Here is a 19,434-nt window from a genome sequence, read left to right as displayed (position 1 = left end):
TTGCAGCATGAAGGTCTGGTGAGGAAACAGCCGATGGTCGTCAAGGTCGAAAGCGGGAAGCGCGGCACGCCCAGCCGGCGCGTGCGGCTCGAAGACATCGCCGCGCGCTGTGGCGTTTCCGTCAGCACGGCGTCGCGGGCGCTTGCCGGCGGCAAGGGCGTGCGCGGCGACCTTCGGTCGACGATCATCGAAACCGCCAGGAAGTTGAACTACACGATCCCCACGTCGATCGCCGGCCGCAAGGTGATCCTCGCCGCAAGCAACGCTGCGAGGATCGACTATGGCCGCAACCAGTTCACCTTCTATGTGCTCGACGGACTGAACGAGCGCGCAAAAACTCTCGGTGTCGAGCTGGTGTCGCGCTCGATCGCCCACTCCGATGAGCAGATCGCGCTGCTCAATGAGGCAAGCCAGGACAAGAGCGTCGTCGGTTGCCTGTTTCTGACGCTTGACGACGAGGCGGTGCTGACGCTGACCGGCGGTTTCGGCAAGCCGATCGTGCTCATAAACGGCGACGACCCGGCGATGCACCATTCGAGCCTGACGCCATGCAACCGCTCGGCGGCGCATCTCGCGACGGAGCACCTGCTCGACCTCGGCCACCGGCGCATCCTGTTCCTGATGCGACGCGGGCGGCGCACGATCGAGCGTCGCTTCGAGGGCTGGCAGGATGCACTGCGAGAGCGCGGCCTGGCGGCCGGCGACCTGGCCGTGGAGGTGGCGGATTGGCTGCCGGACCTTGCGGCGGAAGCGATTGCGCGGCGCATCGAGGCGCGTGGCCTCGATTTCACAGCTGTGCTCGCCGCGGGCGATAGCCTCGCTATCGGCGCGATGACGGCGATCCGGAAGTCGGGTTACGAGGTGCCTGCCGACGTGTCGGTCATGGGCATGGATGACCTTCCGCAGGCGGCTTTCCAAAACCCGCCGCTCACGACGATGCATATCCCGATGCGCGAGATCGGCGCGGCGTCGCTCGACCTCCTGCTCGCCGATCTCGGCGGGGACCTGCCGCCGCGCCGTATCGAATTCGCCTGCCATATCGTGCAACGCCAGTCGACCGGCCCGGTTCGCGCCTGAGACGTATGGTTCACACCGCTGTCCGGGCCAAGCCATCACTACATCGAAGGGGTCGCGTTCGAACCATCTTCGAAGCGTCCGTAACCTCCGCCGAAGAAAAGCAGAGGTTCGCCGTCTCGCAAGGTCGCGGCGGTTACGCGGGCAACGACGATCAAATGGTCACCGCCCTCATGCCCGGAGATCCGCACGCATTCGAATCGCGACAGGCAGCCACCCAGCAGCGGCACGCCGGCATCGTTCAGGTCGTGCGGGAGGCCGTCGAAAGCTTGACCGGCGCGAGCGAAGCGCTGGCTCAGCTCGATCTGCTCCGCGCCCAAGACATGAACCGCGAAATGCTCGCAACCGGCGAAGGCGGCAAAGCGCCTCGAATGCCGACCGATCGACCAGAGCACGATCGGCGGGTCGAGGGACACCGATGCAAAGCTGTTCGCGGTGATGCCGACGGGACCATCAGGCGTCATCGTGGTGACGACGGTGATACCGGTCGCAAACCGGCCGAGCGCGTCGCGGAACTCGCGCTTGCAGTCGGGGCCGGGCACGAAGCTTTTCATCGGTTGCTGCTCGGGGTTGAGGAAGTGGTACATCAGGCGCCCTCCTGGCCAAGGGCTGCGGTGGAAGCTTCAATCTCGTTGAGGCGCATTCGCAGCATCATCATCATCGCCGCTCCCCGGTTCCGAGCGGAGTCGGCGGGGTGATTTCCGGCACCCGGCCATAGGCATGCGGCAGCGAGCAGGTGTTGATGTTCGGCAGCACGCGCTTGCCGAAGGACAAGGCCTCGTCGAGATGCGGATAGCCGGAGAAGATGAAGGCGCGGATGCCCATTTTCCGGTATTCCTCGATCTCGCACATGACTTGATCGGTCGAGCCGACGATCGCGGCGCCGCAACCGGAGCGTGCGCGGCCAACGCCGGTCCACAGATGCCGCTCGACATAGCCTTGTGCGTCGGCGCCGGCGCGGTTCTTTGCCTGGTGCGCGACGCCCAGGGATGTCGCGTCCAGTGCGCGGGCGCGGATGACTCTGCCCTGCTCGTCGTCGAGTTTCGAAACCAGCTCCTCGGCAAATTCGCGGGCTTCGGCTTCGGTGTCGCGCACAATCACGTGGACACGCAGGCCATAATCCAATGTGCGGCCATGGGCGGCTGCACGCTCGTGAACGTCACGCATGCGGTGCGCCAACACGTCCTTCGCCTCCGGCCACATCAGATACACGTCACACTGTGCGCCGCAGAGTTCGAGCGCGTCGGGCGAATAGCCGCCGAAATAGAGTAGCGGCCCGCCATTCTGTTGGTAGGGCTTTGCGGGGTCGGCGGTTACTTTCCCGAATTGGTAGACTTCGCCCTGATGGTTGATTTCGTCGCGCGTCCAGGCCTGACGCAGGATCTCGATGACCTCGCGCGAACGCTGGTAGCGGAAGCGGCTGTCGGCGACTTCGCCCGGAAAGTCGGAAGAGATGACGTTGATAGTCAATCTGCCCTTCAGCATGTGGTCGAGCGTTGCGAGCGTGCGCGCCAGCATGATCGGTTGCATTTCGCCGCAACGCACCGCCGCGAGAAGGTTGATCCTCGAGGTTATCGGAGCGCAGCCCGCCACGAAGGACAGAGTATCCTGGCCAACCTGATAGGACGAGGGACACAGGATATTGCGAAACCCCAGTCCTTCGGCTGTCTTGACGATATCGGAGCAGTGCTCCCAACTCGACCGCAGCGTGCCATCCGGTACGCCGAGATAGCGGAAATCATCGGAGCACAAAGCGGAAAACCACGACACTTCAGCAGCATCGAGATCTGCGGACGTCACCGGAACGACCGTCAATGTCGGCACTCCCTCGTTGTCAGAGACTGGATTTCCCTGTTGCATATCATTCGTGACTGTGTAGATCAATAGTGTATCAATTTGCGTTGGAGACAATGTGACCACGTCCAGAAACGCCTACGCGCTTCCGATGCATCAGCAGGTCAGCGAAATGCTGATTCGCGAGATCGCGGCTGGCCGGATGATCGAGGGCGAGAAGCTTCCGCCGGAGCGCGACATGGCTGCGGGCCTTGGAATAGCGGTCGGTACTTTGCGCAAGGCGCTTGGCGATCTCGAGCGCAAGGGCTTGCTCAGTCGCATTCAGGGTTCCGGCAACTACGTACGTTCGCAACCCGACGTGGCCAGTGTCTATTCCATGTTCCGGCTGGAACTCCTGGAGGGAGGCGGGCTGCCGACGGCGCGCGTTCTGTCAGTCGATCGGCTGGCGAAACCGATGGACCTGCCGGTGTTCGGGTCGAGCAGCGAGGCCCATAGAATAAGACGGCTGCGGAGCCTCAGCGGCAAGCCGGCGGCGCTGGAGGAGATCTGGCTCGACGGTTCCCGTGCGGAGACGGTTGCTTTCGAAGAACTGTCGGATTCGCTCTATCTCTACTACCGCAAGGCGCTCGGCTTCTGGATCTTGCGTGCAGAGGACCGCGTCGGGGTCGGCCAGGTGCCGGGATGGGCGCTGCCTGAATTCGGCCTCGCGCCAGGCGCTGCCGCCGGCTTCATCGAGCGTACCGGCTGGATGCAGGACGGCGCCAGCGCGGAGTTTTCCAGGACCTGGTTTGATCATGGCGTCGCGCGCTATGTCGCGCGGCTGCGATAGGGAACGGATATGGCGAAGCACATTTCCTACGGCATCATCGGCTGCGGCATGATGGGGCAGGAGCATCTTCGCAATATCGCGCTGCTGCCCGATGTCGGCGTCGCAGCGATCTACGAGCCCGACGCGACAATGCGCGCACGCGCGGCAGACCTCACCCCGCTAGCGTCGATCGCCGGCTCGGTCGCGGAGGTGGCGGCCGATCCGCGCGTCGACTGCTTGCTCATCGCCAGTCCGAACCATGTGCATTTCGCACAGCTCAAGGAAATCGCTGCTATCCGTGCGCTGCCCATCCTGATCGAGAAGCCGCTTTTCACCGATCCGGTCGACGCAGCCGCGGTGAAGGCGTTCGCCGCGACCTATACCGCACCAGTCTGGGTCGCGATGGAATACCGCTATATGCCGCCGGTCGCTCGATTCATCGAGCAGGCGCAGAACGCCACCGGCGGCATCCGGATGCTGACAATCCGGGAACATCGCTACCCGTTCCTGGACAAGGTGGCCCACTGGAACCGCTTCAACCGTCGATCAGGAGGCACGTTCGTCGAAAAATGCTGCCATTTCTTCGATCTCATGCGGCTGATCCTGAAATCGGAACCGGTAAGAATCATGGCGTCGGCCGGACAGGACGTGAACCATCTCGACGAATGTTATGATGGCGAAACACCCGATATCTGGGATTGCGGCTACGTGCTGGTCGATTTCGCCAGCGGCGCGCGCGCCATGCTGGAACTGTGCATGTATGCAGAGGGCAGCCGCTATCAGGAGGAGATCAGCGCCGTCGGTGCGCGAGGTAAAGTCGAATGCCTGGTGCCGGGTCCCGGCCGCTTCTGGCCAGCCCATCTCGGCGCGGCGCCGACGCCGCAGTTGATCGTCAGCCCGCGCTTTCCGCAGGGACCGTACACCGTCGAGATCCCGGTCGACCCACAATTGTTGACGGCCGGCGATCACAACGGCTCGACTTTCTATCAGCATCAGCGGTTCTGCGCCGCCCTGCGAGGCGAAGGGCCGGTTGAGGTGACGTTGGACGATGGCTGGAAAGCTGTCGCCATGGGTATGGCCGCACAATTGTCGGCAAACCAGGGCACGGCCATTTCCAACCCACTCGACGCATCAGTGACCACTTGATCTTGCTGACCAAGTGGTAGCGGAGACGGCTAAATCGCAAGATCCACGGCGTGAGCCGCCTAGTGGGATCAGTCAACCCTTGCCTCCGATTGCCGCTATGGTTCGGACCAGCCTGTCCGCGACACAAGTCGATGCTCCAGCCGCCATGAGCATCTGCGGCAGGATCAACCATTCCAGCGTCCAGGCTGCACCAGAGCGCTCTTGCTCATGGATCAGCGCATGGTGCATTCCCGACAATTGGACTGCGTTGTAGCGGGCAAGCGTCACCAGCATCTCGGCGTCGATGGGATTGCGCTTGTGCGCCATGGCCGACGACGAACCGCCGCCCGCCCGTTGCAGCTCGTCGCCTGCCTGCGCCATCAGTGCAATGTCCTGCCCGAACTTGCCGAGGCCGCCCGTCACAAGCGACAGCCAGTTGGCCAGTTCAGCGATGCGGTCGCGCTGGCTGTGCCATTGCGGCGCGTCGCCAAGGCTTAGCTGCCGGGCCAGCGCGGCACGGATGGCGGCCCCCTTGTCTGCGAACTTCTCGAGTGTCCCGGCGGCGCCGCCGAACTGGACGACGAGAACCGATCCTCGCACCGATTGAAGCCGCTCGTGGTGGCGCACGAGCGGTTCGCACCAGCTTGTGACGCGGTCGGCCACGGAAATCGGAAACGCTGCCTGCATTCGGGTTCGCGCCATCAGCGGGCGATCGCCAAACCGATGGCCGAGATCGGCGAAGGCGACCACCTGTGCCGAAAGCCGTTCTTCCAACAGGTCGATACAGGCGCGAATTCTCAGGATCATGGCCGTGTCGATCACGTCCTGGCTAGTCGCACCGAAATGCACATGCTCCGAATGCGGCTCTCCGACAGCATGCCTGATCTGCCGCACGAGCTCCGGCACCATGACGCCGTCGCGCGCCGTTGCGTCCCTCAGGGCCTGGATTTCCGGCCGGAAGTTGTCGAGGACGCGCCCGATGGCGCTTGCTGCAGCCGCCGGGACGATGCCGAGCGCACCTTCTGCGTCGGCGAGCGCCTTCTCGAATTGCAGCATCGTCGCAAGTTCGGCCTCGACGCCGAGCAGCGTCGCCATCTTCTCATCGCCGAGAAGGCCGGACAGGAGGGGATTGTCGAATGCTGCGATCATATGTCGAAGAAGACCGTCTCGTTGATGCCCTGGAGATGAATGTCGAACTTGTAGATGTCGCCATCGCGCGGCGCGACCAGCGTTGACACCCGCTCTTTCTGCTCAATGCGCATCAGGACGGGATCCTCGGCGTTGGCGGTTTCCTCATCGCCGAAATACATGCGGGTGTGAAGGCCAATGTTGATTCCACGCGCGACGATCCAGACCGTCAAATGCGGCGCCATCTTGCGGCCGTCAAAAAACGGCACGCGACCGGGTTTGATGGTTTCGAACATGCATTCGCCCGTCGTCATGTCGGTGGGCAGCCGGCCCCAGCCGGTAAAATTCGGGTCGGCGGAGCCGCGCAGATCCGAGGGCGAATTGTAGATGCCGGCGGCGTCCGCCTGCCAGATCTCCACAAGTGCGTCGTTCAGCGGCGAGCCGGCGCCGTCGATCACCCGGATATTGACCCTGATGCGTTCGCCCCTGGTCTTGTCGTTGACCATCGCGGTGCCAAGGTCGCGTTCATAGACGCCCGAGATACCGGCAAAGTTGGGCGTCAGCCCGATATGGACATAGGGTCCCGCGGTCTGCGAGGCGCTTTCCTTCAGCCGACCGAGAGCCTGGACCATCAGTTGCCCTCGATGCGGTTTTCGAACAGCGTCGAGCGGCGGCCGCGCAGTACAATGTCGAATTTGTATGCCCGCGCATCCATCGGTATCGTTGCCTCCATGTCGAGCGCGGCGGTGAGGCCTTCAATGGCGCGGCGGTCGTTGATGGTCCGCACGATCGGGCACCTCCAGATCATCGGGTCGCCCTCGAAATACATCTGGGTGATCAGGCGCTGCGCGAAGCCGTGCCCGAAGATCGAGAAATGGATGTGCGCTGGACGCCAGTCGTTGGGTCCGTTGGGCCAGGGATATGGCCCCGGCTGGATCGTGCGGAAACAATAGGAGCCATCCTCGCCGGTGATGGTGCGGCCGCAGCCGCCGAAGTTCGGATCGAGTGGCGCGAGATAAGTCTCCTTCCTGTGTCGATAGCGTCCGCCGGCGTTGGCCTGCCATACCTCCAGCAACGCACCGGCGACGCCGATGCCGCGCTCGTCGAGCAGGCGGCCATAGACGAGGGCGCGTGGCCCGATCGCGCTTTCGCCCGGCCCGGCAAAATTGTGTATGAGGTCATTGTCCAGTTCACCGAGAATACTTTGGCCGAAGACCGGCCCCGTAAGCTCCGACAGCGTGTTGTCGAGGGAAAGAAGCGGCCGTTGCGGCGAGCGCAGAACGGACGTCTTGTAGGCCGGCGTGAAGGCCGGCGGATGCCAGTTGCGGTCGCGCGGAAAGAAGGCGCCGATTTCCGGCGTGCGGTTGGCGGGAAAGCGCGACTTGATCATGATTAACCGGCTTGAGCGTCGATTTCGTCGAACGTCTTCCTGGCGATCTTCATCGCATGATTTGCCGCCGGCACTCCGGCATAGATTGCCACATGCAGCAGCGCCTCGCGTATGTCGTCGCGCGTCGCCCCGGTATTGACGCTGGCGCGGATATGCATCGCAACCTCTTCGTCCTGCTTCAGCGCGGCGAGCAGCGCGATGGTGATCATGGAACGCTCGCGCCTGGTGATGTTAGGCCGCGACCAGACGTGGCTCCATGCAGCCTCCGTGATCAGTTCCTGGAAAGGAATGTCGAATTCGGTCTTGGCCGCCTCTGCGCGGTCGACATGGGCGTCACCCAGCACCGAACGGCGCGTCGCCATCCCTTCGACGTATCGGTCGCCGTGTCGTGGCTTGCTCATTTGCGCTCTCTTGGCATGTCGTTCAGGAAGCCACGGATCAGCCCGGCGAGCCTTTCCGGCTGCTCGACGCATGGGATGTGGCCCGCACCGGAGATGACCTCGAATCGTGCGGCGGGGATTGAGCGGGCCAGCGATTCCACCAGTTCAGGCGGCGTCGATCCGTCCTGATCGCCGACAATGCAGAGTGTCGGCACTTTGATCGCGGCGGTCGTCGCGGTGAAATCGGCGTCGCGGATAGCCGCGCAGGCAGCGGTGTAGCCGGCCGGATCCTGGCGCGTCAGCATCGTTTTATAACCCGCCAGTTCCTCGCCGCGATTCTTATGGAAATCCGGTGTGAACCATTTTCGCATCACGTCGTCGGCAAAGCTGGCGATGCCCTCCGATATGGTCGCGTTGATGCGCCCGTTCCACATCTCGGCCGTACCGATTTTCGCTGCCGTATCGCAAAGGATCAATCCCTCGATCAAATCCGACCGCGTCTTGTAAAGGCATTGCGCAATGACGCCGCCGATCGAAAGCCCGCAGATCACCGCGCGCTTTACGCCAAGATGGTCGAGCAGCCCTGCAAGGTCCGTCGCATGGGTCTCGATTGTTTGCGGCGCGCCACCCAGTTCGCTCAGGCCGTGTCCGCGCTTGTCGAAAGCAACTGATGTACAGTCGTCGGCCAGCCTTCGCTCGACCTCGTTCCAGATGCGCATATCCGTGCCGAGCGAGTTCGCGAAGACGACTGTCGGCCTGCCAGTTTTGGGACGATGCCGGTAGTGGATCGTCGCGCCATTGATGCGAGCAAAGTTCATACTTGTCATAGCTTTGGCATTCCTTTGGGCCGCATCAGCCGTTTTTGCGCGGCGATGCGGAATGGTGCGTTCGGCGCACCATAGCCTGCATACGCGCCGCGCCGTTCAACGAACTCGATAATGAATCCCTCTCCGAATGTCGGCGCATAGAGCTGAAAAAATTCGCCGTTGTCGTCGCGGTCATAAAGGATGTTGGCCGAGCGTAACCGATCGGCGACCTCCGGATCCAGACCGAAGCGCGCTTCTACGTCGTCGTAGTAGTTCATCGATATCTGAAGCGGTTCGAAGCCGTTGGCCTGCAGCTTCGCCGCCGTCGCAAAGATGTCATCCGTCGCGAGTGCCAGATGCTGGACGCCGGAACCAAAGGTTTCGGCGATGAAATGGCCAGCCAGGGTGCGGTGACTCTCGGCGCCGTTGAGCGTGAGGCGGAAGCGCTTGTCCAGACCTTCGATGACCTGGCTACGCACGAGGCCGGCCGGATCGACGATGTCGACCATGGGGGTCTTGGTCGTCCTGAAGATCGACACATAGAACAGCAGCCAACTCGGCATCTCCTCCTGTGCCATGGTCTGCCCGACATGATCGATACGGGTGAGGCCGACGCCATTGCCGGGACTTGCCGGCATGACCGGCGTAAACTCCATGTCCCAGACCTTCGCCAGGTCGGTCTTGGCATCGAGGAAGTAGATCAGTCCGCCGCCGACGCCGCGGATCGCCGGGATCGACAACTCGCCGGGCCCGACCCGCTGGTGAAAGATCTCCGCGCCCAGCGCCTCGGCGCGCGCCACCGTGGCTGCGGCGTCCTCGACCTTCAGGCCCATCGCGTATGCCGACGTGCCATGGACAACAAAGGAAGAATGGGCAAAGCCCTGCCGCTCGGTATTGACGACAATATTGATCTCGCCCTGGCGGTAGAGCGTGACTTCCTTCGAGACGTGCCGACCGGCCTCGACAAAGCCGAGCATGCGCAACAGCGATCCAAGCTGTCCGGCGTCCTGGCGATCGGCCGCGAACTCGATGAACTCGACCCCCGCAACCCCGATGCGGTCGGGCATTGGCGGGATAGCCATGTCAAGTGCCGGTTCTTCACGCCGCACCTGATCCATCAACCATACGAGCGAACGCCGTCCGTCGACGGAGATCGCCTTTGCCGACCCGCCACGGAACTGGTCGTTGAAAATCTCGAGCGACAGATAGCCGTCATAACCGGTTGCCGCGACCGCCTGCATGAACTGTCGCACCGGCAGATCGCCTTCGCCTGGCATGTTGCGGAAGTGCCGGCTCCAATAGAGCAAGTCCATTTCGATCAGCGGCGCGTCGGCGAGTTGGACAATGAAGATCTTGTCCGCGGGTATCGAACGGATGGAGCCGAGTTCAATCCTGCGGGCCAGCGTGTGGAAGGAATCGAGAACCAGCCCGACGTTCGGATGGTCAGTCCTGCGCACGATTTCCCACGCATCGCGATGATCGTTAACGTGACGCCCCCAGGCCAATGCCTCGTAGCCGACGCGCAGACCGCGCTTGGCGGCCCGCTCGCCAAGCTCGTGAAAGTCCATGGCCGCCCGGTCGATCCCGCCAAGCGAGACCGGCGACACCGACGAGCATACCAGCATCAGGTCGGTGCCGAGTTCCTGCATGACGTCGAACTTGCGCTCGGCACGATCAAAGGCGCGGTTGCGCTGGGGCTCCGGCAACCCCTCAAAATCCCTGAACGGCTGGAAGAGCGTTATGGTCAGGCCTGTGTCACCAGCCATTCGGCCGACGTCGCGCGGTGAGCCGTCAAAGGCGAGGAAATCGTTCTCGAAGATTTCGACACCGTCGAAGCCCGCGGCGGAAATTGCCGCGAATTTCTCCGCCAGGTCACCGGCGATCGACACCGTCGCGATCGACGTCTTCAAACGCGCCTCCTCCCTGGTTTATAGTGAACGAACCAGTTCGTACATAACTAAGGCAACGCTGGCAGCACCGCAAGTTTCGGCCCGCTCAGCGTTCTGCGGGAGCTTCGTCCTTGGCGACAAAACGCAACAGCATCTCGACGCTGTTGCGTTTGAGCCGCTCGAGTTGTGCCGGCGCGCCGAAGTCGCGTCCGAAGATCATCGAAAAGGTGGTGCGATTTGAAACGTTGAAGAAGCACAGCGCGCTTACTTGCCAATGGAGTTCGATCGCGTCGAGTCCCGGCCGGAAGACCCCCTCTTCGACACCGCGTGAATAGATGCGAGAGATATGGTCGATCGCAGTCACGTTCAGTTCGCGGATCGCATCCGATTGTTCGAGGTATTGGCCGTGATGGATGTTCTCGATCATCACCATGCGGATGAATTCCTCGTGTCGGTGATGGTGGTCGAACGTGAACTCCACCAGGCGTGTCAGTGCCGCCACGGGGGGCAGACCTTCGATATCCAGTTGAGCCTCGCCCTCGCGCACCTGGCGATACGCGTTCTCGAGCGCGCGCAGGTAGAGGCCTTCCTTGTCGCCGAAGTAGTAGTAGATCATGCGCTTGCTGAAGCGTGTGCGTGCCGCAATCTCGTCTATGCGCGCGCCCGACAAACCGTTCAGGGCAAACTCCTTGGAGGCGATCTCCAGGATGTGGCGGCGCGTGCCCTCAGGGTCCTGGATACGCGTCGTGCTCGTGTCCGGCGCCGGCTTTCGTTCTTTCTTGATAACGGCCATGCAGTTTGAGTTCCCGCCCCGGCGCAGCCGGCATTTGACTAAACTAACCAGTTAGTACATCATTCGCAAATCACGACGGACTCATTTACCGGCGCGTCTGGCGTGAACACAAGGGCGATCCGGGAATTGCCGCGTTTGGGCTGGGAGGCGGCCCGCACAGGGAGGAATTTCGGGAGATGGGCGACAGCCTTGTCGACCTGCTTTGCCGTCTTGCCGACGAGCACAAGGGCGCCGCCAGCGGCGACAGCGAAAAGGTCGTGATTGGCCTCGTCGGACGCGGTATTCAGTCCTCGCGCACTCCCGGCATGCACGAGCGTGAAGCCCGGCGCCTTGGCATCGGCTATTCGTACCTTTTGCTCGATTTCGACCGGCTCGGATTTCCGGACGCGGCGATCGGCGACTTGATCGCGGCGGCGGAAATTGCCGGCTTTCACGGCCTCAACGTCACGCATCCGTTTAAACAGGCTGTCATTCCCGTCCTCGATGCGCTGTCGCCGGAAGCGCGCGCGATAGGCGCGGTGAATACGGTCGTCTTTGCTGGCGGACGCAAGGAAGGCCACAACACCGACAGCTGGGGTTTCGCGGAGAGTTTTCGCGAGGCGATGACAGGCGCATCGATGGGCTGTGTCGCGATGTTCGGCGCCGGCGGAGCGGGCGCCGCAGTCGCAAACGCGCTGATGCAAATGGGCGTTGGCCGGCTGTTCGTCCTCGACAGCCAACCCGGTCGCGCCTCGGATCTTGCGTTGCGCGTGGGCGCCTTGTTCGGCGGTCGCGTCGAGACCTGGCCGGATCCGGCCGCAGCCGTGCGCATGGCAAACGGCATCGTCAACACGACCCCGGTGGGCATGGCGAGATACCCCGGAACACCGTTCGACACGGCTCTTCTGACAGCCGAAAAATGGGTCGCCGACATAATCTACTTTCCGACCGAAACAGAGTTGTTGGTCGCGGCCCGAACGATCGGCTGCAGAACGCTGCCGGGCATCGGCATGGCGATCAATCAGGCCGTCCGCGCGTTCGAACTCTTCACCGGGCGCAAGGCCGACCGCCGCGCCATGGCAGATCACTTCGAGGCCGCCGCATGAAGGCAATGACGTCTGTAACCATATGAAGACCATAGGGAGGAAATCGACATGAAAGCTGAAATCAACCGACGCCTGTTTATGGTCGCGGCAGGCGCACTCGCCGCCGGGACCGCCGTTCCCGCCTTCGCGCAGGACAAGCCGAAGCTGCGTTTCTCGGCCGTGTTCTCGGAACAGGACATCCGGGCCGAGATGATGAAAATGTTCGCCGACGCCATCAAGGACGACTTTGCCTTCGAGGGTTATTACGGCGGCAACCTGTTCAAGCAGGGCACCGAACTTGTCGCCATCCAGCGCGGCAACCTCGAGATGGGCAACGTTGCCCCGCAGGACATCTCCAAGCAGATTCCGGGGTGGTCTATCGTCACTGCCGGCTACCTGTTCCGTGACGCCGCGCACGTGAAGGCGTTCTTTGCCAGCGATGCCGGTGCGGAGCTGAAGCGGATGACCGAGGACCAGCTCGGCGTGAGGGTGCTCGGCCCCACCTATTTCGGCCTGCGCCAGGTCGGTCTGAAGCCGGACAAGGAAATCAAGACTCCCGCCGACATGGCTGGCATCAAGCTGCGTATGCCGGGTGGCGACGCCTGGCAATTCCTCGGCCAGGCGCTCGGTGCGAACCCTACGCCCATGGCCTACGCCGAGGTCTATACCGGCCTGCAGACAGGCGCAATCGACGGGCAGGACAACCCGTTGCCCAACGTCGAGAACATGAAGTTTTACGAGGTCATGTCGCAGATCGTGCTTACCTCGCACCTTGTCGGTTTCGACCTTCTCAGCATCTCGAAAAAGGTGTGGGACGAGATAGGGGCCGAGAAGCAGGCAAAGGTCCAGGCCGCCGCGGACAAGGCGATCGACTTCTCGACAGAGAAACACCTGACGCGCGAGAAGGAACTCGTTGAAACATTCAAGGGCAAGGGCCTGAAGATCTACGAGCCCGATGTCGCAGCATTCCGCAAGCATGTGCAGGAGCAATATCTTGCCTCCGACCTGGCCAAGGAATGGCCTGCCGGGATGGTCGACAAGATCAACGCGCTTTGACGCGACGAACGCGCCGGCCGGTCCGCTTGCGACCGGCTGGCCGGTTTGGCCAGACGCCCGTCAGGGAGGCATCATGAACCCGGGATTGAGAAAGGTCGGCGGCTGGCTCTACCGGCGCGCCGAGAACGCCATCGCCATCGCAATCGGCGCCATGTTCGCGGCGTTTCTGCTGCAGGTTGCCTTTCGCTACCTTCTCAACTGGCCGACCGGCTGGAGCAACGAGCTCACCGTCGTACTCTGGATCTGGGTCGTGCTGTTCGGCGCAGCGTTCGTCGTTCGTGAAGAAGAGGAAATCCGTTTTGATCTCCTCTACGCCACAGTCGGTCCGGACATCAGGCGGGTAATGACGCTTGCCTTCGCAATCGCTCTCGTCGCGCTCTATGGCTGGTCCTTTCCGGCCGTCTTCAGCTACGTGACCTTCATGAAGGTCGAGAGCACCGCCTACCTCAAGATACGCTTCGACTGGCTGTTCTCGATCTATCTCGTCTTCGTGGTCGCCGTGATCGCCCGCTACCTATGGCTGGCGTGGCGTGCTCTGCGCGGCGAAGCACCGGCGGAATTCGACCCCACGAAAGCGAGCTCCGGCGTATGAATCTCGCGAGCCCCTTTTCGCTGTCAGTCGTTGCGATCACAGCGCTGGCCCTGCTTGGCCTGCCGATCGGTCACTCGATGATCGCCGGGTCGATCCTTTATCTCTGGCTTGCAGGGCTGGACATGGGCACGTCGGCCGAGCAGCTCCTCAACGGGCTCTACACAAGCTACATTCTGCTTGCCGTACCGATGTTCATTCTCGCCGCGGAGTTGATGAACGCCGGGACAATGACCGACCGGCTGCTGCAATTCTGCAACGCCGTTGTCGGCCGTTTCCGCGGCGGCCTGGCGCAAGTCAACGTGCTGCAGTCGATCATCTTCGCCGGCATGTCCGGCTCGGCCATCGCCGACGCCGCGGGCACCGGCAAGATGATGCAGCAACTCATGACCAGGGATGGCAAGTACCCGGCGAGCTATGCCGCTGCGCTGACAGCCGTCACCTCGGTCATCGGCCCGATCATTCCTCCGTCGATTCCGCTGGTCATCTACGCGCTGATCTCGGATGCATCAATCGGCTACCTCTTCATTGCGGGTATCGTGCCGGGCCTTCTTCTCGCCCTGTCGCAGATGATCATCGTCGCCATCGACGCGCGCCGGAAAAACTTTCCGGTCGAGAAGCCGGTGCCGCTCAGGGAATTTCCGGGGATCACCTTGCGCGCATTTCCGGCGCTGATGCTGCCGGTCGTTCTGCTGGTCGGCATAAGGGGCGGGGTGATGACCCCGACCGAGGCCGCGGCGGTCGCCGCCGGCTACGCGCTGCTCATCTCGGTCGCAATCTATCGCAGTGTGACGCCGGGCCAGCTCTACCATGCGCTTCTCAACAGCGCCCGCACCACCGCCTCGATCGGCATGCTCATCGCCGGCGCCCTGGTGTTCAACTACGTTGTCACGGTTGAGAACATTCCGCAGTCCCTGTCGGTGATCCTGAAGTCCTGGGATCTTTCGCCGATGGGTTTCCTGATCCTGGTCAACATCCTGCTGCTGCTCCTGGGCTGCGTGCTGGAGGGCACGACTATCCTGCTGGTAATCGTGCCGGTGCTGATTCCGACGGCGCAGGCGCTCGGTGTCGACATGGTGCATTTCGGCGTAATGGTCGTCGTCAACATCATGCTTGGGCTGGTCACCCCGCCCTACGGCTTGCTGCTGTTCATCATGACCCGCATCGCAGAGGTGCCGCTGCGCGACCTGGTGCACGACGTAATGCCGTTCCTCTACGCCATGATTGCCGCCCTGATGCTGATCACCTTCTTCCCATCGCTGGTGCTGTGGCTGCCGCGCCTGCTGGGCTATCAAGGATAGGACCATGACCAAGCCGATCTTCGTTCTCAACGGCCCCAATCTCAACCGGCTCGGCATGCGCGAGCCGGAGATCTATGGGCGGACGACACTCGCAGAAATCGAGGCGATGTGCCGTGACGCCGCCGGCGACCATCCGATCCGTTTTCACCAGTCGAACATTGAGGGCGAAATCGTCAACTGGGTGCATGAGGCGATCGACGACGGCGCGGGCATTCTGATCAATCCCGCGGGTTTGAGTTTTGTTTCGATCCCGGTGCTCGATGCGCTCAAAATGTTTCCGGGCCCGATCGTCGAACTGCATATCTCGAACATCCATCGCCGCGAGGAGATCTATCATCGGTCGCTGGTATCGAAGGTCGCCACCGGCGTGATCGCGGGGCTCGGCGCCGCGGGCTATCCGCTCGCGATCCGCTGGCTCATGGACCAGATAGACGGATAGTTTATCGCCATGCCTGAACCCTGTATCATCGCTGTTGCGATCACCGGCTCGCTGCCGCGCAAGGAAGACAATCCTGCGGTGCCGATCAGCGTGGCCGAACAGATCGAGTCGACCCAGGAAGCCTTTGAAGCAGGTGCGTCGCTGGTGCACATCCACGTGCGCAATGACGATCAGAGTTCATCGTCTGAACCAACGCGCTTCGCTGCCGTTCAGGCGGGGGTGCGTAGGCACTGCCCCGGTATGATCGTCCAGTTTTCGACCGGCGGGCGCGGTCGTGATCCTGCCGCGCGTGGCTCGGCACTTTATCTGAAGCCGGACATGGCCTCGCTTTCGACCGGTTCGGTCAACTTCCCATCCATCGTCTACGAGAACCATCCCGCCCTGATCGGTGATCTCGCAACCGCGATGAAGGCAAATGGCGTGCTGCCGGAAATCGAGATCTTCGACCTGTCGCACCTTCACACTGCCAGGCGGCTGGCCGACGCGGGACTTTTAGGTGAGCGCCCGCACATCCAGTTTGTCATGGGCGTGCAAAACGCACTGCCTGCGGAGGAGAGATTGCTCGATGTGCTCCTCGGGGAAGCGAAACTCCTGTTTCCACAGTCCACCTGGACAGCGGCCGGAATAGGCCGCAACCAGACGATCGTAATGCAATGGGCGTTGGCGCGCGGAGCAGACGCAGTGCGCACCGGACTTGAGGATAACATCAGGATCACCAGGGAACGCCTGGCGCGCAGCAACGCCGAGCTTGTCGAACTCGCGGCGGCCTCAGTCGAGAAGTTTGGCCGGCGCGTGGCCACCGTCAACGAGGCGCGCCAAACGCTGGGCCTGGCGTCAGGATCGTAATTCCTGGGCCGCAACTTCGCGCCCCGCTGTCGGACCTGTTGCGCCTTGGCAACGTCCTGGCACGGCGCTAAGGACGATTTCTTGACTAGCACTCAGCCTTGGTAACGACTTCGTTCCCACAGAGATCGCCAAGGAACGCAGTCGTTGCGTTCCATGGGGAGTACTCGTGGGGCTGAAGGAGCACGGCCGGAGCAGGGCGCGAATTACGGCGACGGTGCACTATTTTCTTTTCCCGGCAGCCGCGTCTTTGCGCCGATTCCACGCGACGGCGGCTGACGCTTCGCTCGTCTGCCGTGCCTGGCTCAACGCGGTCGCCGCAGCATCGGGACGAGCGTCGGCGATGAACCGACCTGGATCGCGCCGAGCGGTTCGAAGCCGTGGCGCCGGTAGAACGGAATGTTGCGCGGGTTCGAGGATTCCAGATAGGCGGGCGCGTGATCGCGATCGCACTGCGCGAGCGCGTACGCCATCAAGGCGTCGCCGTGACCTTCGCCCTGATGCGCCGGGTCGACGCCGATCGCGGGCAAGTACCAATGCGGTTCAGTCGGGTGGTACTTGGCCATCTGCTCGAATATAGCGGCGACTTCAGGGGCAAGGGAGGGCGCAACCGTGCTCTCGACAAGCGCACCAAGCCCTTCCTCGTCGGGATGCACACCGGGCGACAGCCACAGCGCCGTCCCGACATAGCCATCGGTGCAAAAGCCGCTTCCGTTTGAGAATGCCCTGGCCCCGAACGCGCGGACCAGTCGCGGCATGGCCGCAAGGTACTGGTGTGCATGTGGCCAGGTCCATCGCGCCATGGGATCGGCTGCAAACGCCAGCACGATGGTTCCGATCGCCGGATCTTCATCGGCAGCGGCCATCACTCTCACTGTCGGCGATTTCATGCTGCCCTCCAAGCGACGCAAATGGTTCGGCGAGGCGCCCGCGCCGGCAACGGGCGCCGCAAAAAGCGGGCAGGGATCAGTCCATCGGAACCCGCCCCACATCTGGCTACCAGATTTCGCCTCCGGCGTTAAGTTTAACGCCTGACGCAACCAGTTGTTTCGAGAAACGGAAAGGAAACCCCCGAGCAAGGAGACAGCAGCGATGACGAAACACAAGACAGGAACACGCGAGGAATGGCTCGGAGCGCGGCTCGCGCTGCTCGAGGCGGAGAAAAGGCTCATGCGGCAGAGCGACGAGCTGGCGCGACAGCGACAGGAGCTGCCATGGGCTCGGATCGACAAGAAGTATCTGTTGGAGACCGAGGAGGGCAGCGCCTCGCTCGCCGACCTCTTCCAGGGGCGCTCGCAACTCCTCGTCTATCATTTCATGTTCGGCTCCGGGTACCGACTCACCGATGAGCGCCAAGGATGCACCGGATGCTCCTCGATCGCCGATCACTTCGACTGCGTCATCCCCCACCTGAACGGCCGCGACATTACCCTGGTTTGCGAATCGATCGCCCCGTTGCAGGAGATCCAGGATTACAAGCAGCAAATGGGCTGGCGCTTCCCGTGGGTTTCGTCGCTCGGGAGCGATTTCAAATACGACTTCGGCGCCGCCTTCACCGAAGAGCAGCAGAGAGACGGCGCCGAATACAACTATCAGCATGTCGACAGGGCCGAGCCGCAGAAGGAGGGAATGAGCGTCTTCGCGCTCCAGGACGGTGCCGTCTACCACACCTACTCGACCTACGCCCGTGGCACCGAGGCGTTTATGGGGGTCTACCGTTTCCTCGACCTGGCTCCGCGGGGAAGGAACGAGAACGGGCTCGAGTTCCCCCAGGCGTGGTGGCGCCGCCATGACGAGTACGGCAATCGCTGAGTGTCATGGGACGACCGCGAGTTACGGTGACAATGCACTATTTTCCTTTCTGCCTGCCGTGCCTTCGATCCGTAATGCCGCGGTGGGCGCGATCCGCCTCCCGAAGACAGTTTGCGTCCGCCCTGCCGCCGGGCCGGTTTAGCCCAGCGGCATCTTCTCGAAGGTCTTCAGCGCGGTATCGATCTTGTCCCAGGGGAGGGCGCGGCTGCCGTAGGTGACAACGGTCGGATTGAAACGGCTCGGATCGTCGAGGCTTGCGGCATGGACCGTGATCGGCTCCGGCATGGCGGTGTACGTCAGGTAAACCGGGGTTCCGCAGACCGGGCAGAAGGAATGGATTTTGACATTTCCGTTGTCCGCCGCGACACGCCAGTCCGTCGCCGTGCCGGTGATGGCCACGTCCGCTCGCGACGGAAACGTCAGATAGGATCCATGACCGGTGCCGCTTCTTTTCTGGCAGTCGTTGCATTGGCAGTGGTTTTCGAAGATCGGAGCTGCCTTTGCCTCGTAGCGGACTGCGCCGCACGCGCATCCGCCGGTGTAGAGGTTGCTCATCTGCTGGGTCCTTTGTCCTGGGTCAGGCCGCCAGTTCGGACGCGCGCGGCCTGGCGAAGACGTCGATCGCCTGGCCCGTTTCGAGGAAGGATTTCAGGCTGGAAAGGACGATCGGCCAACCCTTTTTGATGCCGTTCGCCATGCCGCTGCCGGCTTCGAGTTCGTCATGGCTGACCGTCAGCCGGACCATGGCCTCGTATTCCTCGAGCTCGAAGGTCACCCGGCTGTAGCTCGCCGGATCGGACGCCTGCGAAGCGTTTGCCCAGGTGATGACGAGACGGGTCGGCGGCGACACCTCGACGACCTTGCCGACGAGCTCGACGGTCCGTTCGTCATTGGCGCGGATGTGCTGCCAGTTCGAGCCGGGCTTCCAGTCGGAGACGTTCTCGTGGCCCCAGTAGCGCCGTGCGAGGTTCGGTTTGGTTATCGCCTCGAACACCTTTCCCGGTGTCGAGACAATATAGGTCGTGTAAGTAAAGCTCATCGTTTCCCTGGTCATTGCTACGCTCCTTTTGTTTCGCGAGCATAGGTAGACGGGGAAACCGGGTTCGTGTGAGTGACAATCTTGTCGCGAATTGCATCTGATAT

The 19,434-nt window shown here is 62.4% G+C and carries 22 protein-coding genes; 10 read left to right on the top strand and 12 right to left on the bottom strand.

Features of this window, described 5'->3' with window-relative positions; genetic code table 11:
• Positions 1 to 33 precede the first annotated feature (33 nt).
• Positions 34 to 1,077, top strand: a complete 1,044-nt coding sequence (locus AC0L15_RS20960; protein WP_473496919.1) for a LacI family DNA-binding transcriptional regulator — start codon at positions 34 to 36, stop codon at positions 1,075 to 1,077.
• Between the two features lie 38 nt (positions 1,078 to 1,115).
• On the opposite strand, the gene AC0L15_RS20955 is transcribed toward AC0L15_RS20960, so the two are convergent.
• Together AC0L15_RS20955 and AC0L15_RS20950 are read right to left on the bottom strand one after the other, a co-directional pair.
• Positions 1,116 to 1,661: a flavin reductase family protein gene (locus AC0L15_RS20955; RefSeq protein ID WP_287249871.1), complete on the bottom strand. Its 546-nt coding sequence runs from the start codon at positions 1,659 to 1,661 to the stop codon at positions 1,116 to 1,118.
• Positions 1,662 to 1,731: 70 nt separating this feature from the next.
• Positions 1,732 to 2,889: an LLM class flavin-dependent oxidoreductase gene (locus AC0L15_RS20950; protein ID WP_473496917.1), complete on the bottom strand. Its 1,158-nt coding sequence runs from the start codon at positions 2,887 to 2,889 to the stop codon at positions 1,732 to 1,734.
• A 130-nt stretch (positions 2,890 to 3,019) separates the two neighbouring features.
• Between AC0L15_RS20950 and AC0L15_RS20945 the strand changes: the two genes are divergently transcribed.
• Together AC0L15_RS20945 and AC0L15_RS20940 are read left to right on the top strand one after the other, a co-directional pair.
• Positions 3,020 to 3,697 (top strand): GntR family transcriptional regulator, encoded by a 678-nt coding sequence (locus AC0L15_RS20945; protein ID WP_287249916.1) that lies wholly within the window; start codon positions 3,020 to 3,022, stop codon positions 3,695 to 3,697.
• A 9-nt stretch (positions 3,698 to 3,706) separates the two neighbouring features.
• Positions 3,707 to 4,822: a Gfo/Idh/MocA family protein gene (locus AC0L15_RS20940; protein WP_473496915.1), complete on the top strand. Its 1,116-nt coding sequence runs from the start codon at positions 3,707 to 3,709 to the stop codon at positions 4,820 to 4,822.
• A gap of 72 nt (positions 4,823 to 4,894) precedes the next feature.
• Here the strand turns inward: AC0L15_RS20940 and AC0L15_RS20935 are convergent, their stop codons facing one another.
• The 7 genes from AC0L15_RS20935 to AC0L15_RS20905 form a co-directional block, all read right to left on the bottom strand.
• On the bottom strand, positions 4,895 to 5,950 hold the full coding sequence (locus AC0L15_RS20935; protein ID WP_287249875.1) for a 3-carboxy-cis,cis-muconate cycloisomerase: 1,056 nt from the start codon (positions 5,948 to 5,950) through the stop codon (positions 4,895 to 4,897).
• Positions 5,947 to 6,561, bottom strand: coding sequence for a protocatechuate 3,4-dioxygenase subunit alpha (pcaG, locus tag AC0L15_RS20930; RefSeq protein ID WP_287249876.1), 615 nt, complete (start codon positions 6,559 to 6,561; stop codon positions 5,947 to 5,949). Before pcaG ends, AC0L15_RS20935 begins: the two co-directional genes overlap by 4 nt.
• Positions 6,561 to 7,319, bottom strand: coding sequence for a protocatechuate 3,4-dioxygenase subunit beta (pcaH, locus tag AC0L15_RS20925; RefSeq protein ID WP_287249878.1), 759 nt, complete (start codon positions 7,317 to 7,319; stop codon positions 6,561 to 6,563). Before pcaH ends, pcaG begins: the two co-directional genes overlap by 1 nt.
• A gap of 2 nt (positions 7,320 to 7,321) precedes the next feature.
• Entirely contained in the window at positions 7,322 to 7,720 is a 399-nt protein-coding gene (pcaC, locus tag AC0L15_RS20920) for a 4-carboxymuconolactone decarboxylase (RefSeq protein ID WP_128166359.1), read from the bottom strand.
• Entirely contained in the window at positions 7,717 to 8,517 is an 801-nt protein-coding gene (gene pcaD, locus AC0L15_RS20915) for a 3-oxoadipate enol-lactonase (RefSeq protein ID WP_287249919.1), read from the bottom strand. Before pcaD ends, pcaC begins: the two co-directional genes overlap by 4 nt.
• 5 nt (positions 8,518 to 8,522) lie before the next feature.
• Entirely contained in the window at positions 8,523 to 10,415 is a 1,893-nt protein-coding gene (locus AC0L15_RS20910; protein WP_287249879.1) for a bifunctional sugar phosphate isomerase/epimerase/4-hydroxyphenylpyruvate dioxygenase family protein, read from the bottom strand.
• Positions 10,416 to 10,500: 85 nt separating this feature from the next.
• Positions 10,501 to 11,187: a TetR/AcrR family transcriptional regulator gene (locus tag AC0L15_RS20905; RefSeq protein WP_287249880.1), complete on the bottom strand. Its 687-nt coding sequence runs from the start codon at positions 11,185 to 11,187 to the stop codon at positions 10,501 to 10,503.
• Positions 11,188 to 11,363: 176 nt separating this feature from the next.
• Here AC0L15_RS20905 and AC0L15_RS20900 point away from each other — a divergent pair, with 176 nt between their 5' ends.
• The 6 genes from AC0L15_RS20900 to AC0L15_RS20875 all read left to right on the top strand — a co-directional run bounded on the left by AC0L15_RS20900 (position 11,364) and on the right by AC0L15_RS20875 (position 16,482).
• Positions 11,364 to 12,272: a shikimate dehydrogenase gene (locus AC0L15_RS20900; protein WP_287249881.1), complete on the top strand. Its 909-nt coding sequence runs from the start codon at positions 11,364 to 11,366 to the stop codon at positions 12,270 to 12,272.
• 48 nt (positions 12,273 to 12,320) lie between these two features.
• On the top strand, positions 12,321 to 13,307 hold the full coding sequence (gene dctP / locus AC0L15_RS20895) for a TRAP transporter substrate-binding protein DctP (protein WP_287249882.1): 987 nt from the start codon (positions 12,321 to 12,323) through the stop codon (positions 13,305 to 13,307).
• Between the two features lie 73 nt (positions 13,308 to 13,380).
• Positions 13,381 to 13,899: a TRAP transporter small permease gene (locus tag AC0L15_RS20890; RefSeq protein WP_091595709.1), complete on the top strand. Its 519-nt coding sequence runs from the start codon at positions 13,381 to 13,383 to the stop codon at positions 13,897 to 13,899.
• Positions 13,896 to 15,197, top strand: a complete 1,302-nt coding sequence (locus AC0L15_RS20885) for a TRAP transporter large permease (protein ID WP_287249884.1) — start codon at positions 13,896 to 13,898, stop codon at positions 15,195 to 15,197. Before AC0L15_RS20890 ends, AC0L15_RS20885 begins: the two co-directional genes overlap by 4 nt.
• Before the next feature lie 4 nt (positions 15,198 to 15,201).
• Positions 15,202 to 15,636 (top strand): type II 3-dehydroquinate dehydratase, encoded by a 435-nt coding sequence (locus AC0L15_RS20880; RefSeq protein WP_287119359.1) that lies wholly within the window; start codon positions 15,202 to 15,204, stop codon positions 15,634 to 15,636.
• A 9-nt stretch (positions 15,637 to 15,645) separates the two neighbouring features.
• Positions 15,646 to 16,482, top strand: a complete 837-nt coding sequence (locus AC0L15_RS20875) for a 3-oxoadipate:acetyl-CoA acetyltransferase (RefSeq protein WP_287119360.1) — start codon at positions 15,646 to 15,648, stop codon at positions 16,480 to 16,482.
• A 302-nt stretch (positions 16,483 to 16,784) separates the two neighbouring features.
• On the opposite strand, the gene AC0L15_RS20870 is transcribed toward AC0L15_RS20875, so the two are convergent.
• Complete coding sequence (locus AC0L15_RS20870; protein ID WP_473496911.1) at positions 16,785 to 17,369, bottom strand: GNAT family N-acetyltransferase; 585 nt, start codon at positions 17,367 to 17,369, stop codon at positions 16,785 to 16,787.
• Positions 17,370 to 17,571: 202 nt separating this feature from the next.
• On the opposite strand from AC0L15_RS20870, the gene AC0L15_RS20865 reads away from it, so the two are divergent.
• Positions 17,572 to 18,291 carry a DUF899 domain-containing protein gene (locus tag AC0L15_RS20865; protein WP_473496909.1) on the top strand — a complete coding sequence of 240 codons (720 nt, stop codon included), beginning with the start codon at positions 17,572 to 17,574 and terminating at the stop codon, positions 18,289 to 18,291.
• Between the two features lie 138 nt (positions 18,292 to 18,429).
• Here AC0L15_RS20865 and AC0L15_RS20860 read toward each other — a convergent pair whose 3' ends face one another.
• Entirely contained in the window at positions 18,430 to 18,846 is a 417-nt protein-coding gene (locus tag AC0L15_RS20860; protein ID WP_287225647.1) for a GFA family protein, read from the bottom strand.
• Between the two features lie 22 nt (positions 18,847 to 18,868).
• Complete coding sequence (locus tag AC0L15_RS20855) at positions 18,869 to 19,345, bottom strand: SRPBCC family protein (RefSeq protein ID WP_287249889.1); 477 nt, start codon at positions 19,343 to 19,345, stop codon at positions 18,869 to 18,871.
• Positions 19,346 to 19,434 lie beyond the last annotated feature (89 nt).

Source organism: Mesorhizobium sp. WSM4846 (assembly GCF_055811415.1).
The sequence above is the reverse complement of the archived record's forward strand: the minus strand, read 5'-3'. Positions and strand labels throughout refer to the sequence as shown.

What these genes read in the sequence shown, in the direction of transcription:
- pcaG (WP_287249876.1), bottom strand. Translation starts at nt 6,561, where the DNA reads ATGGTCCAGGCTCTCGGTCGGCTGAAGGAAAGCGCCTCGCAGACCGCG.
- AC0L15_RS20940 (WP_473496915.1), top strand. Translation starts at nt 3,707, where the DNA reads ATGGCGAAGCACATTTCCTACGGCATCATCGGCTGCGGCATGATGGGG.
- AC0L15_RS20890 (WP_091595709.1), top strand. Translation starts at nt 13,381, where the DNA reads ATGAACCCGGGATTGAGAAAGGTCGGCGGCTGGCTCTACCGGCGCGCC.
- AC0L15_RS20875 (WP_287119360.1), top strand. Translation starts at nt 15,646, where the DNA reads ATGCCTGAACCCTGTATCATCGCTGTTGCGATCACCGGCTCGCTGCCG.
- pcaC (WP_128166359.1), bottom strand. Translation starts at nt 7,720, where the DNA reads ATGAGCAAGCCACGACACGGCGACCGATACGTCGAAGGGATGGCGACG.
- AC0L15_RS20900 (WP_287249881.1), top strand. Translation starts at nt 11,364, where the DNA reads ATGGGCGACAGCCTTGTCGACCTGCTTTGCCGTCTTGCCGACGAGCAC.
- AC0L15_RS20960 (WP_473496919.1), top strand. Translation starts at nt 34, where the DNA reads ATGGTCGTCAAGGTCGAAAGCGGGAAGCGCGGCACGCCCAGCCGGCGC.
- AC0L15_RS20935 (WP_287249875.1), bottom strand. Translation starts at nt 5,950, where the DNA reads ATGATCGCAGCATTCGACAATCCCCTCCTGTCCGGCCTTCTCGGCGAT.
- AC0L15_RS20885 (WP_287249884.1), top strand. Translation starts at nt 13,896, where the DNA reads ATGAATCTCGCGAGCCCCTTTTCGCTGTCAGTCGTTGCGATCACAGCG.
- AC0L15_RS20945 (WP_287249916.1), top strand. Translation starts at nt 3,020, where the DNA reads ATGCATCAGCAGGTCAGCGAAATGCTGATTCGCGAGATCGCGGCTGGC.
- AC0L15_RS20955 (WP_287249871.1), bottom strand. Translation starts at nt 1,661, where the DNA reads ATGTACCACTTCCTCAACCCCGAGCAGCAACCGATGAAAAGCTTCGTG.
- AC0L15_RS20860 (WP_287225647.1), bottom strand. Translation starts at nt 18,846, where the DNA reads ATGAGCAACCTCTACACCGGCGGATGCGCGTGCGGCGCAGTCCGCTAC.
- AC0L15_RS20905 (WP_287249880.1), bottom strand. Translation starts at nt 11,187, where the DNA reads ATGGCCGTTATCAAGAAAGAACGAAAGCCGGCGCCGGACACGAGCACG.
- dctP (WP_287249882.1), top strand. Translation starts at nt 12,321, where the DNA reads ATGAAAGCTGAAATCAACCGACGCCTGTTTATGGTCGCGGCAGGCGCA.
- AC0L15_RS20855 (WP_287249889.1), bottom strand. Translation starts at nt 19,345, where the DNA reads ATGACCAGGGAAACGATGAGCTTTACTTACACGACCTATATTGTCTCG.
- pcaH (WP_287249878.1), bottom strand. Translation starts at nt 7,319, where the DNA reads ATGATCAAGTCGCGCTTTCCCGCCAACCGCACGCCGGAAATCGGCGCC.
- AC0L15_RS20870 (WP_473496911.1), bottom strand. Translation starts at nt 17,369, where the DNA reads ATGAAATCGCCGACAGTGAGAGTGATGGCCGCTGCCGATGAAGATCCG.
- pcaD (WP_287249919.1), bottom strand. Translation starts at nt 8,517, where the DNA reads ATGAACTTTGCTCGCATCAATGGCGCGACGATCCACTACCGGCATCGT.
- AC0L15_RS20880 (WP_287119359.1), top strand. Translation starts at nt 15,202, where the DNA reads ATGACCAAGCCGATCTTCGTTCTCAACGGCCCCAATCTCAACCGGCTC.
- AC0L15_RS20865 (WP_473496909.1), top strand. Translation starts at nt 17,572, where the DNA reads ATGACGAAACACAAGACAGGAACACGCGAGGAATGGCTCGGAGCGCGG.